This is a genomic window from Pseudomonas sp. NPDC089569 (assembly GCF_050280625.1).
GTDB lineage: Bacteria > Pseudomonadota > Gammaproteobacteria > Pseudomonadales > Pseudomonadaceae > Aquipseudomonas.
This window is the reverse complement of sequence record NZ_JBNNVQ010000056.1, coordinates 24,502-37,526: the sequence shown is the minus strand read 5'-3', so window position 1 is coordinate 37,526 and position 13,025 is coordinate 24,502. Positions and strand designations below refer to the sequence as shown.

Here is a 13,025-nt window from a genome sequence, read left to right as displayed (position 1 = left end):
GCCCTGCATCAGGGTTACCTGCGCGGCATCCGTCGCAACAAGGGTGAGGTGCATACCGATTGCGAAGTACTGGGCCTGAGCCGCGACGCCCAGGGTCCCACAAGGAGCAGACGGCTATGAGCATAACGACGAAGGCCTGGACGACCTCCCGGCGCACTTCAAGGCCAGCGTGCTTGGCTGTCAGCTCAGTTTGCCGATTTCGGCGGGCCGACTGGCGTTGGGGACCTGGCAAGGCGTTTACCTGGGCGAGCACCGTGATCAAGGCGGTGCCCGTAAAGTCCTCGCCACCGTGCACGGTGAAGAGGCATAACCGCTGGTCACCAGCGGCTGTTGATTTTTTCCGGCAGCTTTCGACAGAGGGCAAAGCTGGGCTATAACTAATCTGCTTGCGCAAGTCATGAGGTAGAACATGAGCGACGATGATCTGGAAAACGACGACCTCGAAGTAGGCGACGAAGACGATACCGAAGAAGGTCTGGAAGCAGCGGCGGAAGACGTCGCTGAAGACGACGGTGGTGATGCTCCCGTTCCGACCGCCAAAGGCAAGGCCAAGGCAGCGGTATCGGTTGATGAGCTGCCAAGTGTCGAAGCCAAGAACAAGGAACGTGACGCCCTGGCCAAGGCCATGGAAGAGTTCCTGGCTCGTGGCGGCAAGGTGCAGGAAGTGGAGGCCAATGTGGTCGCCGATCCGCCCAAGAAGCCTGACAACAAGTACGGCAGCCGGCCTATCTGAGCCCGTTTGCCGCTTGCTGAAAAAGCCCGCCGTCGCTGCGGGCTTTTTCATGGGCGAGTCAAACGTGTGGGGAGGTTCGCGGGCAAGCCTCGCTCCTACAGGCGTAGGTCAGGCGCCGATAGGGTGGCTGTCAGTCCGCTATCGCGAGCAGGCTCGCTCCCACAGGTTTCCTCGTCAGGCTGAGGTTTTGTTCCACCGCGCCAACAACGCCGGCAATTCGATCAGGCTGCGGATTTCCGCGTCCGGCAAGCGATCGGTTTCCCAGGCTTTGCCCGACGGGTTGAACCAGATCGCCCGCAGTCCTGCCTGTTGGGCACCGGCAATGTCGTCGCCGGGGTGGTCGCCGATATGCACTGCCGTTTGCGCGGTTGCACCTCCGCGTTTGAGCGCCTCGTGGAACAGTCGTACATCGGGCTTGGCGATGCCGATGTCTTCGGCGCACAACGCAAATTTGAAGTAGTCCGCCAACCCCAGTCGCCGTACATCGGCGTTGCCGTTGGTGACTACGCCGAGGGCGTAGTGGTTGGCCAGCACTTCCAGGGTCGGTTGCACCTCCGGGAAGATTTCCAGCTGATGGCGGGCATGCAAAAACACTTCGAAACTCTGGTCGGCCAGGTCCGACGCTTCTGCGTGTGCGTAACCGGCCTCTTCCAGCGCGTGGAACAGTACCCGTCGGCGCAAGGCGCTGATTCGGTGCTTGAGGCCAGGTTCGCTGGTGAGGATGCGCTCGCGAATGCCCCACAAATGCTCCACCGGTACTGCCCCAAGGTTGGGCGCATGTTCGGTCAGCCATTGCCGTAATACGGCTTCGGCGCTGACGATCACCGGGGCGGTGTCCCACAGGGTGTCATCGAGGTCGAAGGTGATCAGTTGGAGAGTCATGAATCATCGCCTTTAATGCGTTTTGCCCGTGGATGGGCGCTGTCGTAGACCGAGGCCAGGTGCTGGAAGTCCAGGTGGGTGTAAATCTGGGTGGTCTTGATGTCCGAATGGCCCAGCAGTTCCTGTACCGCCCGCAGGTCCTGGGAGGACTCCAGCAAATGGCTGGCGAAGGAGTGCCGCAACATGTGCGGGTGCAGGTTTTGCCCCAGCTCGCGTTCGCCGGCGGCCTTGACCCGCAACTGAATGGCCCGCGGTCCCAGACGCCGCCCTTGTTGGCTGACGAACACTGCGTCATCCGCCGGGTTGGCCAGCGCACGTAATGGCAGCCACAGCTCCAGTGCCTCTCGTGCCTTTTTGCCCACTGGCAGCAGGCGGGTCTTGCTGCCCTTGCCGAGTACCTGGACCATGCCGTCCGCCAGGTCCAGTTGATCGAGGTTCAGTCCGGTCAGCTCCGAAAGGCGCAACCCCGAGGAATAGAACAGTTCGAGAATCGCCTGGTCCCGGCGCGCAAGAAAGTCGTCTTCGACCCCGCCTTCAAGCAGTTGCAGCGCGCGGTCAGTGTCCAGGGTTTTCGGCAAGCGGCGTTCGCCTTTAGGCGGTGTGAGGCCGTTGGCCGGATCGTGATCGCAAAAGCCTTCGCGATTCAGGTAGTGGTAGAGACCGCGCACGGCAGACAGCAGCCGTGCCAGGCTGCGGGAGGATTGCCCCTGGGCATGCAAGCGGGCGATCAGGCTGCGCAGGCGCTGGATGTCCAGTGCGGCCCAACTGCCAATGTTCTGTTTGACGCACCAGTCCAGCACCTTGTCGAGGTCGCGGCGGTACGCCGAAAGCGTATGTGGCGACACCTGCCGCTCACTGCGCAGGTGTTCGCAGTAAGCGTCCAGTTGCCGTTCCATGATCAGCGTACCGAGCGCAGTGAGCTGTTGATGCGTGGTAGCACGCGGCCCATGACTTCTGCGATGTAGCTCAGGAACAGCGTGCCGACCGAGCTTTTGTAGTGCTGCGGATCGCGGCTGGCGATTGCCAGGATGCCGTGGATGCCCTGGTGGCTGATGGCGACCACGGCGGTGGAGCCGATTTGCTTGCGCTGCTCTTCTCCGAACAGGAAGTCCAGTTCGTGTTCACGAAGGATGCCGCTGACGCTTTTGCCTTCCATCAGCAAACCGCCAATGGCCACCTGGGCCTCGGCGTGGGAAACCCAGCGGCCTACCGGCATGGCATTGTCACCGAGCAGGATGAGACTGACGAAAGGCACCTGGAAGTCCTGACGCAGGCTGTCTTCGACGCTCATCACGACGTCTTCCAGCGTGCTGGCGTCCAGCAGCGCCAGGATCAGGCGGCGGGTCTTGTCGAAGAGGCGGTCATTGTCGCGAGCCACGTCCATCAAGTGTGACAGGCGATGGCGCAACTCGATGTTGCGCTCACGCAGGATGGTCATCTGCCGTTCGACCAGGGATATCGTGTCGCCGCGCTGATGGGGAATGCGCAAGGCCGGCAGCAGTTCCTGGTGCTGGACGAAGAAGTCCGGATGAGCCTCCAGGTACGCGGCAATCGCGGCCGCCTCCAGGCTTTCGGACGCTGATTCGTCGGACGGCAGGGCGGGTACCTGAGGCTTATCGGTCATGGCTTTGGCTCATTCAAAGACGTACTTGTCCTTCGTATACGCGTACTGCCGGGCCTGTCATCAAGACTGGTTGGCCAGGGCCCGCCCACTCAATGGACAGGCGCCCGCCAGGCAGGTCGATCAACAGCGGCGAATCCATCCACCCCTGGCTGATCGCTGCGACGGCGGCAGCACAGGCGCCTGTGCCGCAGGCCTGGGTTTCCCCGGCGCCGCGTTCCCAGACGCGTAGCTGTGCGCGATTGCGGTCGATTACCTGGATGAAACCGACATTCACCCGCGCCGGGAAGCGCGCATGGTGTTCGATTTTCGGCCCCAGCTCATGCACCGGCGCGTTGTTGATATCGCTGACGCGCAGTACCGCATGAGGGTTGCCCATGGAAACGGCGGCCAGTTCGACCATCGTACCGTCGACGTCGACCTGATAACTCAGTGCCTGCTCCGAAGCCTGGAACGGAATATCGGCCGGCACCAGGCGCGGGGCGCCCATGTCGACGCCGATCTGCCCGTCATTGCGCACATCCAGCTCGATGATGCCGCTTTTGGTCTCGACGCGGATCTTGCGTTTGGCGGTCAGACGTTTGTCGAGCACGAAACGGGCGAAACAACGCGCTCCGTTGCCGCACTGTTCCACTTCCGAGCCATCGGAGTTGAAGATCCGATAGCGGAAGTCCACGTCCGGATTGCTCGGTGCTTCGACGATCAGCAACTGGTCGAAACCGATCCCGGTATGCCGGTCGCCCCACAGCTTGGCGTGCTTGGGCAGAATGTGCGCGTGCTGGCTGACCAGGTCGAGGACCATGAAGTCATTGCCCAGGCCGTGCATCTTGGTAAAACGCAGCAGCATGGTTTTACTCCGGCAGCAGGCTTTCGCCAGCGAACAACTCGGCTACCGTTTCACGGCGACGCACTTCAAATGCCTGATCACCGTCCACCAACACTTCGGCCGCACGGCCGCGGGTGTTGTAGTTGGAACTCATGACAAACCCATAGGCGCCGGCCGAATGCACGGCCAGCAGGTCGCCTTCCTCCAGTGCAAGCTCGCGCTCCTTGGCCAGGAAGTCGCCGGTTTCGCAGATCGGGCCGACGATGTCATAGGTACGGGCAGCGGTGTTGCGCGGGCGTACGGCAGTGACGTCCATCCAGGCTTGATACAGCGCCGGGCGGATCAGGTCGTTCATGGCCGCATCGACGATGGCGAAGTCTTTGTGTTCGGTGTGCTTGAGGTATTCGACCTGGGTCAGCAGCAGGCCGGCATTGGCCACGATGAAGCGGCCCGGTTCGAACACCAGGGCCAGGTCGCGACCGTCGAGACGCTCGCGCACGGCTTTGATGTAGTCGGCAGCCAGTGGCGGCTCTTCGTCGCGATAACGAACGCCCAGACCGCCGCCGAGGTCGATGTGGCGCAGGTAGATGCCGCAATCGCCGAGGCGGTCGACCAGGCCCAGCAGGCGATCGAGGGCGTCGATGAAGGGTTCCAGGGTCGTCAGTTGCGAACCGATATGGCAGTCGACGCCGACCACTTCCAGGTTCGGCAGTTGTGCGGCGCGCACGTACACGTCTTCGGCGTCGGCGATGGCGATGCCGAACTTGTTCTCTTTCAGGCCGGTGGAGATGTACGGGTGAGTGCCGGCATCGACGTCCGGGTTCACGCGCAGCGAGATCGGTGCACGAACCCCCAGCTCGGCGGCCACCACCTGCAAGCGCTCCAGCTCGTCGGTGGATTCGACGTTGAAGCAGTGCACGCCGACTTCCAGAGCGCGACGCATGTCGTCACGGGTCTTGCCGACGCCGGAGAACACGATCTTGTCGGCGCTTCCGCCAGCAGCCAGTACGCGCTCCAGTTCGCCACGGGAAACGATGTCGAAACCGGCGCCCAGTCGCGCCAGGACATTCAGAACACCCAGGTTGGAGTTGGCCTTGACCGCGAAGCAGACCAGATGCGGCATGCCGGCCAGTGCATCGGCATAAGCCAGGTATTGGGCTTCGATGTGGGCACGGGAATAAACATAGGTCGGTGTACCAAAGCGATCAGCGATAGCAGACAGGGCAACACCTTCCGCGAACAGTTCACCGTCACGGTAGTTAAAAGCGTTCATGGTGCTCCCTTATTGGTAGACGTCGTGCTTGTGTGCTTTGGATGGGTGTTGTTGCGAGGATTGGGCCTGCGCTGCAGGATCCTGATCTTCATCAGGCAGATACAGCGGACCTTTTTGACCGCAGGCCGACACAAGGCAGGCAACGGCGAGGAGCGCAGCAAGGGAAGAGATCAGGCGCTTCATGGCGAAATCCTTGAAAATGCATTAATTGCGCCGGAGTATACCGGCCACCCGGCAGCTTGCCTATGCGATGGGGCTCCCGTCTGGCGGGGCTTGGCCGGTATCAGGCAATCCCTGTGGGAGCGAGCCGGCTCGCGAAGGCGTCGTGTCAGGCGACATCCATGTCGAATGTCAGCCCACATTCGCGAGCAGGCTCGCTCCCGAAGGTCTTTAATCTTTGCAATCGGCAGGCAGCGTCCGTATCTTGCGGCGCTTGAACCTGATCAGACACTTTTTGAGGTTGCCGTAATGAGTTTGTCCGAAGCCCGTTTCCACGACCTGGTCGATGCCACCCAGCAAACACTGGAGGACATCTTTGACGAGAGCGACCTGGATATCGATCTGGAGAGCTCGGCGGGTGTGCTGACCGTCAAGTTCGAAAACGGCACCCAGTTGATCTTCAGTCGCCAGGAGCCGCTACGCCAGTTGTGGTTGGCGGCAGTTTCCGGTGGCTTTCACTTCGATTACGACGAAGAGAGCGAACGCTGGATGTGCGACAAGAGCGAAGAGCAGCTGGGTGAAATGCTCGAACGCATCGTCAAGCAGCAGGCGGATGTCGAACTCGAATTCGAAGGTCTGTGACGCGGTGATCCAGCCAGCCCCTGTACGCGCGCCTAAACCGCTCTACAGCAATGTCAGCCCGGCAGTGCCATCGCCCTGTTGCGGTGTGTGCCGGCTCGATGAGCAGAAAGTCTGCCTCGGTTGTTTTCGCCATGTCGAAGACATCCGCGAATGGCGTTCGGCCGATGACGAGCGCCGCCGGGTGATCTGCGCCAACGCCGCCCAGCGCAAAAATAGCGACTCACCCCTGTAGGAGCGAGCAAGCTCGCGATGGTCGTTCGGATCACGCGGGGAATCAGATACCCCACGTTATCGTTGACCACCATCGCGAGCTTGCTCGCTCCTACAGTCAGTCATCAGGGCCTCACTTGTTTATTTTTTGAGCTGTGTTAGTGTCCGGATATGCCTCAACCCATCGAGGCTTGTGAAAACCCCGCCTTTTTTGGCGGGGTTTTGCTTTTTTTGTGCAGAAGAAAGGAGTCTGCCCTGATCATGACCGCACCTTCCATCACTCTTACCCGTCTGGACGTTCAGCGTCTGGAGCGTCTGATCGACAGCCTGGATGAAACGCTGCCGGGCGTTATCGCGCTGCAAACCGAACTGGATCGCGCCGATACACTGGTCGGCCACGATGAAGTGCCAGCGGATGTCGTGACCATGAATTCGCGCGTGCATTGCCGTGAAGAGAGCAGTGGCAAGGACTACCACCTGACCCTGGTTTATCCGAAGGACGCCAATGCCGATGAGGGGAAAGTCTCGATTCTGGCACCGGTCGGCAGTGCGCTGCTGGGCTTGAAGGTGGGTCAGCACATCGACTGGCCCGCTCCGGGTGGCAAGACGTTGAAACTGACCCTGCTGGAGGTTGAATCGCAACCGGCCAACGGCGGCGACTACAACGTTTGACCCGGCCTCAGACCTGCCCGAGCGCCTCGTTCAATGCGCGCTCAAGGTCGGCCTTGTAACGCAGATAGAGATTGCTTGAGCCCTGACCATCACCGAGCAGGCCGGACAGGTCCAGGTCGGTGATGTAGCAGCGATAACGTTCGGTCTCGCGGCGCTGTTCGACGATTTCCCGGGCAACCGCACTGAACAGTTGGTCGCCATGTTCCAGTTCTGAAAACTCCCGCTGATTGCAATACAGGGTGACCTGCACTTTGCCCTGTGCGGCTTTACCGATAATTGCCTGCACGTCATAAAAGGGTTTGTTGACCGGCGTGTGCGGTATCTGACGACTTTCGACCCGACGTGCCCGGCTGACGCCCGACGGTAACAGTTGGTAATACAAAGTTTCGATGTGCCGGGGGTGCAATGCATTCATCGGCAACAAGGCATCGCGCCGATACTGGATCGACTGCAGGAAGCGTTGCAGCGGCACCAGCAGGCTCAGTTCGTCATGCCATGGCAAGCGCTGGTGCCATAAGGCATTGAACTCATCGAGCACGTACAGATCGGCCATGTCTTCGTTGACCCGGTAAAACACCTGGACACAGTCCGGCTGGCCCATGGGCAGGAGCAGCGCGAGGTCGTGGTCTTCCAGCGCCATTGGGTCCAGGTGCAGCGGGCTGTACCGAGGCAGTTCTTCACTCAGATAGTCAAAGAGTGCCGGCAGCGTGGAAAGGGCGACATGCCGGACTTGGCCGGGGATCAGCTCCAGCACGTGATAATGCTGCTGGACCTGAATCAGGTAACGGTGATTGAGTTTGCTCAACAGCAGGTGCTGCGCCGTATCGAAGATGCCTTCGACACGTTGTGCAATGAATGGCGCGCGGTTATGGCAGAAGCAGCGCACGCGCAAATGCGGTTGCCGCGCGCCTTCAGGCAGATTGTTGAGGTAGTCGCGCAGGCAGTCGAGCAGGGCATGGGGACCGTCGAAGCGATTGACCAGCACTTCGTTCCAGCTATTGAGCGTGACCTGATCCAGGGTCAATACCAGGTTTTCCCGAACCCCTGCGTAGCTCAGGGAGTCGGTGCGTTCGGTGGTCATCAGGATGTTCAGGTCCCGGTGATGCTTGAGCGGATCGATACCGACATTCACCAGTATCAGCACTTCGCTGGGCACGCTCGCTTGCAGCAGGGGCTCTTCGGCGACGGTCGGCAAGGGCAGGACAATGCTTTGTTGCAAGCTGCCGAGCAGGTTGAACAGCTCGAACTCACTAAGGTCAGTACCACCCGGATGCAAGGCCAGGCGGGTGCTGCTATCGATCACACCATTGCGATGGCACCAGGTGAGCAGTTCGAGCAATTGGCGGCTGCGCTTGATCGGGGCGAAGTGCTCCCACTCAAGGGCGGTCAGGCTGCCGTTGTACAGCCCCCACTGGGACGGCCCCGATTCTTTGGGGTGGGTGGCGTGCACCAGCGTCAGGGTGTCTTCGGCCAGATCGGGGGCAATACCCGGATTGATGAACTCGACTTTATCGGCCTTGCGCTCGAAGGCGGCATACAAGCGTCGTCCGAGCACACTGAGATCGCGTTTGTTGATCAGGCTGGCGGTCTGTTCGTTGCGTGCAAACTGGGTCAAAAAGCGGTAGCTGTAATTGAGTTCGCTCACCAGGACGCGGCGTTCAGAGCCGACCTGACGGACTTTCCACTGGCTACGGCTGTCGAGCAGAGCCAGTTGGCGCGGGTCCCACTGCCATTCGTGGGCCAGGCGTTCGAGCAACGAGCGTTGCCAATTCTGCGTGCGCCCACCGCTGCCAGTGAGCTTGCGATTGACCTTCAGGTACAGCGCGCGCCGCACCAGTTCCAGGCGTTCCGGCTCGTTGCGGGCGATGAGGTATTCCTCGATACGCCGGTAAACCATGACGTAAGGGTCCAGTTCATCAAGGTCGAGGCGATTGGCGAACACGGCCTGTTTGAAGCGCAGGCTCAGGCACTCGACCCTGGGGTGTTCACTGGCGTAAACCTCGGTCAGGAGCAACTTGAGCACCGATTTGTACGGCGACTCGATGCCTTTGAACAATTGCCACAGCCCGGCACCGATAAACTCTCCCGGCGGGATGTAGGCAAGGTGTCCCAGGTCCAGGGTTTCGTCGGCACGAATGAAGCGCTTGGACATCAAGGTGTGTGTGTAGCGCTCGTAGCTCGATTCTTCATAGGCCGGCACCAGCCACCAGATCGGTGTGCGCCCGGCCAGCCAGATGGCCGTGCGATAAAACTCGTCCAGAAGAAGATAGTGCTGGGTGGTCCCGCAATCCTCCGAGCTCAATTGCGTGTCGCGCTCGCCAAGCACGAACCGGGCCGGGTCGATCAGGAAGAAGTGCGCTTCGGCGCCCTGGCTGGCAGCCCAGGCCTCAAGCAGTTGGCATTTCTTGCGCAATTCGGCGAGTTCGTTAGCGTTCAAGTCCGGCGAATGGCAAACCCATACATCCATATCGCTCTGGTCGGCCTGGGCGAGCGTGCCGAGGCTACCCATCAGGAACAGGCCGTGAACAGGGCGTGGCGGGTTGCTGCCGTGGCGTGGCTTGTAGGAAAACGAGCGGGTCAGGCGCTGGGCTTCGGCGAGGAGCTCGGTGTCCGGTTCGAAGTTCGACAGTCCGGCAGGTGTGCTGCCCGAAACGTAGCCCGGCAGCAGCGGATGATTGACATGGAAAAACAGTGGCAGCAGGTTCAGCACGCTTTGCTGACGGGTCGACAACCCTTCCATGGCGCGCGCCTTGCGCCCTTCGTTCAGTTTCAGAAAACGCGCGCGCAACTGACTGAGAACCTTGCGGTCGATTCCCTCGTCCAGATCGGGGCGGATTTCATGGGTGCGGGTCATGTCAGCTCAAACCGGCTCGCAGGCTCGGGCGCAGGGGCTTTCAGGTGAGGGCAGTTTAGCGTCTCGGTCCCGGGTCATTTAAGCTGATTTTGTTTTGTTGGCGCCAGATTTCTACCGCGTGGCGACGTCAGGTGGCCACCACTCAGTATTGCCCGCGGAAATCCCGGGCGGGGTTTCCGTGGGCGATAGGGTCATGTTCAGGCCGTTTCCTGAGCCTTGAGAATGGTCAGAACGGTTTGCACATTTTGTGCGGCGTCGCGACCCAGGCTGGTCAGATAGCCGCCATCGGCCTGGTCGATCAGGCCTTTTTCGAAGAGACGTTCGGCAGCAGCAATATGTTTCGGGGCAGCGGTCTGATGAATTTTCAAACCTTCCTGGGAACTGTCCAGGTTGAAGAGTGAGAGGACTTCCAGTTCGGCAACCAGCTCAGGGCTTAGCGACATAAGGACTCCAGACTTTCTAGGAATTGGATGAAAGCGCCCCTAAGTTGATCCGACTCGCGCGGCATGTCCAGTGCTGCGAATGGGTTATTTCTTTTCCGGCGGCAACTCGGGGAGTGCACGCAGTGCGGCTTCGTACCAATCGGTATTGAACGGGCGGTCTTCTTCGAGGATCGCGTCGATTTCCACCGCTAAAACGTGAGCCATCAGGTTGAGGATATCCTCTCGCTCGTAACCCACCAGTGTCAGCTTGTTGAAGGTCGCTTTGGCCGCGGGAGGATTTTCGCTTTCGATCTGGTTCTCGATGGCTTCGATCAGCGTGTTTTCGGCGAACGCTTCGTCGTCGTCCTGGTCGATGTCGGGGGTTGGCTCGCTCATGGCAGGCTCCTCAAGGAAAGATGGCCAGTTTACCCGCATTCAGTGCCGTGATGCTGCTGGCAGGAACATCCATGACGTTCTATAACAGGCACTGCCAACCCCCCTGCACGGCCTGGAGGCTTTGTGATGCTCAAGCTTTATGGATTTTGTGTCAGCAACTACTACAACATGGTGAAGCTGGCATTGCTGGAAAAGGGACTGCCGTTCGAAGAAGTGCCGTTTTATGGCGGACAGACGCCTGAAGCGCTGGCCATCAGCCCGCGCGGCAAAGTGCCGGTGCTGGCAGTCGAACAGGGTTTCATCAATGAAACCACTGTGATGCTCGAATACATCGAGCAGAGCCAGAAAGGCGCTCCACTGTTGCCTGTCGACCCGTTTGAGCGGTCGCAAGTGCTGGCCCTGGCCAAAGAGATCGAACTGTACATCGAACTGCCGGCTCGCGCCTGTTATCCCGAGGCGTTTTTCGGCACGACAGTGCCAGATGCGATCAAGGAAAAAACCAGGGCCGAATTGCTGCTGGGGATTGAATCCCTGGGCAGGCACGGCAAGTTCAGCCCTTATGTGGCGGGCGATAGCTTGAGCGTGGCGGACTTGTATTTTCTGTATAGCGTTCCACTGGCCTGTGGGGTCGCCAAGAAGCTTTTTGATATTGATCTCTTGGCCAAGTTGCCGGCGGCCAAGGCGTTGCTGGAGCGCCTGGGCGACAACCCGAATGTGCAGCGGGTCGCTGCGGAGCGGGAAGCGGCGATGCCGGCGTTCATGGCGATGGTCGCGGCCAGGAAGTAATTCCGTGTCGTCCTGAAGTCAGTCATCGCGAGCAGGCTCGCTCCCACAGGGTCGGATGTGCAAACGCGATCCCGTGTGGGAGCGAGCCTGCTCGCGATGCTTTGAAGGCTTAACGGCTGGCGAGCAAGGCCTGGCCGCGAGCCACGGCCGCCTTGACCTGCGCCGGGGCAGTGCCGCCGATGTGGTTTCGGGCATTGACCGAGCCTTCCAGGGTCAGCACGGCGAATACGTCCTGATCGATCTGGTCGCTGAACTTGCGAAGTTCTTCAAGGCTCATTTCCGCCAGGTCCTTGCCACTTTCCACACCGTATTTCACTGCATGCCCGACGATTTCATGGCAATCGCGGAACGGCAGGCCGCGACGCACCAGGTAGTCGGCCAGGTCGGTGGCGGTGGAGAAGCCGCGCAGGGCCGCTTCGCGCATCATCGCGTGTTTCGGCTTGATGGCCGGGACCATATCGGCAAAGGCCCGCAGTGAGTCGCGCAGGGTATCGGCGGCGTCGAACAGCGGCTCCTTGTCTTCCTGGTTGTCCTTGTTGTAGGCCAGAGGCTGGCCTTTCATCAGGGTCAGCAGGCCCATTACCGCGCCGAATACGCGGCCGGTCTTGCCACGTACCAGCTCCGGTACGTCCGGGTTTTTCTTTTGCGGCATGATCGAGCTGCCGGTGCAGAAACGATCCGGCAAATCGATGAACTGGAACTGTGCGCTGGTCCAAAGCACCAATTCTTCGGAGAAACGCGACAGGTGCATCATCGCAATGCTTGCGGCCGAGCAGAATTCGATGGCGAAATCGCGATCGGACACGTTGTCCAGCGAGTTGCCGCCGACGGCATCGAAGCCCAGCAATTGGGCGGTGTACTCACGATCGATCGGGTAGGTGGTGCCGGCCAGCGCGGCGCTGCCCAGTGGCATGCGGTTGGTGCGCTTGCGGCAGTCGACCAGGCGTTCGTAGTCGCGGCTGAGCATTTCGAACCAGGCCAGCATGTGGTGCCCGAACGTCACCGGCTGTGCGGTCTGCAGGTGGGTGAAGCCCGGCATGATGCTGCCCGCTTCACGCTCGGCCTGTTCCAGCAGGCCTTTTTGCAGGCGAGTGATTTCGCCCAGGATCAGGTCGATTTCGTCGCGCAGCCACAAGCGGATATCGGTGGCGACCTGGTCGTTGCGGCTACGGCCGGTGTGCAGTTTTTTACCGGTGACACCGATGCGATCGGTCAGGCGCGCCTCGATGTTCATGTGCACGTCTTCCAGGTCGACGCGCCAGTCGAACTGGCCGGCCTCGATTTCACCCTGGATGGTCTTCAGACCATCGATGATGCTGTCGCGCTCGGCATCGGTCAGTACGCCAACCTTGGCCAGCATGGTGGCGTGGGCGATCGAACCCATGATGTCGTGGCGATACAGGCGCTGGTCGAAAGTGACGGAGGCGGTGAAGCGGGCGACGAAGGCGTCGACGGGTTCACTGAAGCGGCCGCCCCAGGACTGATTGGTCTTGTCAGTGCTCATGAATTCGCTCGTATCGGCTGAAGAAAGATAGCGTTGAAAGCTGCG

15 protein-coding genes and 1 pseudogene are annotated in these 13,025 nt (G+C 60.4%); 6 read left to right on the top strand and 10 right to left on the bottom strand.

The window, feature by feature from the left end; translation table 11 throughout:
- Nucleotides 1-97: 97 nt before the first annotated feature.
- Nucleotides 98-310: pseudogene (locus tag ACQKP2_RS20370) on the top strand (YjbQ family protein); the annotation flags it as partial.
- A 99-nt stretch (nt 311-409) separates the two neighbouring features.
- The gene (gene sutA, locus ACQKP2_RS20365) at nt 410-733 is read left to right on the top strand and encodes a transcriptional regulator SutA (RefSeq protein WP_175387312.1); all 324 of its coding nucleotides are present in this window, start codon (nt 410-412) and stop codon (nt 731-733) included.
- 174 nt (nt 734-907) lie between these two features.
- On the opposite strand, the gene ACQKP2_RS20360 is transcribed toward sutA, so the two are convergent.
- Genes ACQKP2_RS20360 through lptM form a run of 6 tightly spaced genes read right to left on the bottom strand, consistent with a single transcriptional unit; the run spans nt 908 to nt 5,518 of the window.
- Complete coding sequence (locus tag ACQKP2_RS20360; RefSeq protein WP_427578950.1) at nt 908-1,615, bottom strand: HAD family hydrolase; 708 nt, start codon at nt 1,613-1,615, stop codon at nt 908-910.
- Nucleotides 1,612-2,511 (bottom strand): tyrosine recombinase XerC, encoded by a 900-nt coding sequence (gene xerC / locus ACQKP2_RS20355; RefSeq protein WP_427578948.1) that lies wholly within the window; start codon nt 2,509-2,511, stop codon nt 1,612-1,614. The genes ACQKP2_RS20360 and xerC overlap by 4 nt, the downstream gene beginning before the upstream one ends.
- A gap of 2 nt (nt 2,512-2,513) precedes the next feature.
- Complete coding sequence (locus ACQKP2_RS20350; RefSeq protein WP_427578947.1) at nt 2,514-3,239, bottom strand: DUF484 family protein; 726 nt, start codon at nt 3,237-3,239, stop codon at nt 2,514-2,516.
- A 13-nt stretch (nt 3,240-3,252) separates the two neighbouring features.
- Nucleotides 3,253-4,083, bottom strand: coding sequence for a diaminopimelate epimerase (gene dapF, locus ACQKP2_RS20345; RefSeq protein WP_427578945.1), 831 nt, complete (start codon nt 4,081-4,083; stop codon nt 3,253-3,255).
- Between the two features lie 4 nt (nt 4,084-4,087).
- Nucleotides 4,088-5,335 carry a diaminopimelate decarboxylase gene (gene lysA, locus ACQKP2_RS20340; protein WP_427578943.1) on the bottom strand — a complete coding sequence of 416 codons (1,248 nt, stop codon included), beginning with the start codon at nt 5,333-5,335 and terminating at the stop codon, nt 4,088-4,090.
- Nucleotides 5,336-5,344: 9 nt separating this feature from the next.
- Complete coding sequence (gene lptM / locus ACQKP2_RS20335) at nt 5,345-5,518, bottom strand: LPS translocon maturation chaperone LptM (RefSeq protein WP_427578942.1); 174 nt, start codon at nt 5,516-5,518, stop codon at nt 5,345-5,347.
- A gap of 285 nt (nt 5,519-5,803) precedes the next feature.
- Here lptM and cyaY point away from each other — a divergent pair, with 285 nt between their 5' ends.
- The 3 genes from cyaY (at nt 5,804) to rnk (ending at nt 7,018) form a co-directional block, all read left to right on the top strand.
- Complete coding sequence (cyaY, locus tag ACQKP2_RS20330; RefSeq protein ID WP_427578941.1) at nt 5,804-6,136, top strand: iron donor protein CyaY; 333 nt, start codon at nt 5,804-5,806, stop codon at nt 6,134-6,136.
- Nucleotides 6,137-6,140: 4 nt separating this feature from the next.
- Nucleotides 6,141-6,368 (top strand): DUF1289 domain-containing protein, encoded by a 228-nt coding sequence (locus tag ACQKP2_RS20325; RefSeq protein WP_427578952.1) that lies wholly within the window; start codon nt 6,141-6,143, stop codon nt 6,366-6,368.
- Between the two features lie 239 nt (nt 6,369-6,607).
- Complete coding sequence (rnk, locus tag ACQKP2_RS20320) at nt 6,608-7,018, top strand: nucleoside diphosphate kinase regulator (RefSeq protein ID WP_427578940.1); 411 nt, start codon at nt 6,608-6,610, stop codon at nt 7,016-7,018.
- A gap of 7 nt (nt 7,019-7,025) precedes the next feature.
- Here the strand turns inward: rnk and ACQKP2_RS20315 are convergent, their stop codons facing one another.
- The 3 genes from ACQKP2_RS20315 to ACQKP2_RS20305 form a co-directional block, all read right to left on the bottom strand.
- Nucleotides 7,026-9,872, bottom strand: coding sequence for a class I adenylate cyclase (locus tag ACQKP2_RS20315; RefSeq protein WP_427578938.1), 2,847 nt, complete (start codon nt 9,870-9,872; stop codon nt 7,026-7,028).
- 197 nt (nt 9,873-10,069) lie between these two features.
- Entirely contained in the window at nt 10,070-10,315 is a 246-nt protein-coding gene (locus ACQKP2_RS20310; RefSeq protein ID WP_427578936.1) for a TIGR02647 family protein, read from the bottom strand.
- Nucleotides 10,316-10,399: 84 nt separating this feature from the next.
- Nucleotides 10,400-10,690: a hypothetical protein gene (locus ACQKP2_RS20305; protein WP_427578934.1), complete on the bottom strand. Its 291-nt coding sequence runs from the start codon at nt 10,688-10,690 to the stop codon at nt 10,400-10,402.
- Between the two features lie 126 nt (nt 10,691-10,816).
- On the opposite strand from ACQKP2_RS20305, the gene ACQKP2_RS20300 reads away from it, so the two are divergent.
- Nucleotides 10,817-11,476, top strand: coding sequence for a glutathione S-transferase (locus tag ACQKP2_RS20300; RefSeq protein ID WP_427578932.1), 660 nt, complete (start codon nt 10,817-10,819; stop codon nt 11,474-11,476).
- Nucleotides 11,477-11,585: 109 nt separating this feature from the next.
- On the opposite strand, the gene argH is transcribed toward ACQKP2_RS20300, so the two are convergent.
- Nucleotides 11,586-12,980 (bottom strand): argininosuccinate lyase, encoded by a 1,395-nt coding sequence (gene argH, locus ACQKP2_RS20295; protein ID WP_427578931.1) that lies wholly within the window; start codon nt 12,978-12,980, stop codon nt 11,586-11,588.
- Between the last annotated feature and the right edge of the window lie 45 nt (nt 12,981-13,025).

Coding starts and splice junctions, on each gene's coding strand:
- sutA (WP_175387312.1), top strand. CDS start 410: ATGAGCGACGATGATCTGGAAAACGACGACCTCGAAGTAGGCGACGAA.
- ACQKP2_RS20360 (WP_427578950.1), bottom strand. CDS start 1,615: ATGACTCTCCAACTGATCACCTTCGACCTCGATGACACCCTGTGGGAC.
- xerC (WP_427578948.1), bottom strand. CDS start 2,511: ATGGAACGGCAACTGGACGCTTACTGCGAACACCTGCGCAGTGAGCGG.
- ACQKP2_RS20350 (WP_427578947.1), bottom strand. CDS start 3,239: ATGACCGATAAGCCTCAGGTACCCGCCCTGCCGTCCGACGAATCAGCG.
- dapF (WP_427578945.1), bottom strand. CDS start 4,083: ATGCTGCTGCGTTTTACCAAGATGCACGGCCTGGGCAATGACTTCATG.
- lysA (WP_427578943.1), bottom strand. CDS start 5,335: ATGAACGCTTTTAACTACCGTGACGGTGAACTGTTCGCGGAAGGTGTT.
- lptM (WP_427578942.1), bottom strand. CDS start 5,518: ATGAAGCGCCTGATCTCTTCCCTTGCTGCGCTCCTCGCCGTTGCCTGC.
- cyaY (WP_427578941.1), top strand. CDS start 5,804: ATGAGTTTGTCCGAAGCCCGTTTCCACGACCTGGTCGATGCCACCCAG.
- rnk (WP_427578940.1), top strand. CDS start 6,608: ATGACCGCACCTTCCATCACTCTTACCCGTCTGGACGTTCAGCGTCTG.
- ACQKP2_RS20315 (WP_427578938.1), bottom strand. CDS start 9,872: ATGACCCGCACCCATGAAATCCGCCCCGATCTGGACGAGGGAATCGAC.
- ACQKP2_RS20310 (WP_427578936.1), bottom strand. CDS start 10,315: ATGTCGCTAAGCCCTGAGCTGGTTGCCGAACTGGAAGTCCTCTCACTC.
- ACQKP2_RS20305 (WP_427578934.1), bottom strand. CDS start 10,690: ATGAGCGAGCCAACCCCCGACATCGACCAGGACGACGACGAAGCGTTC.
- ACQKP2_RS20300 (WP_427578932.1), top strand. CDS start 10,817: ATGCTCAAGCTTTATGGATTTTGTGTCAGCAACTACTACAACATGGTG.
- argH (WP_427578931.1), bottom strand. CDS start 12,980: ATGAGCACTGACAAGACCAATCAGTCCTGGGGCGGCCGCTTCAGTGAA.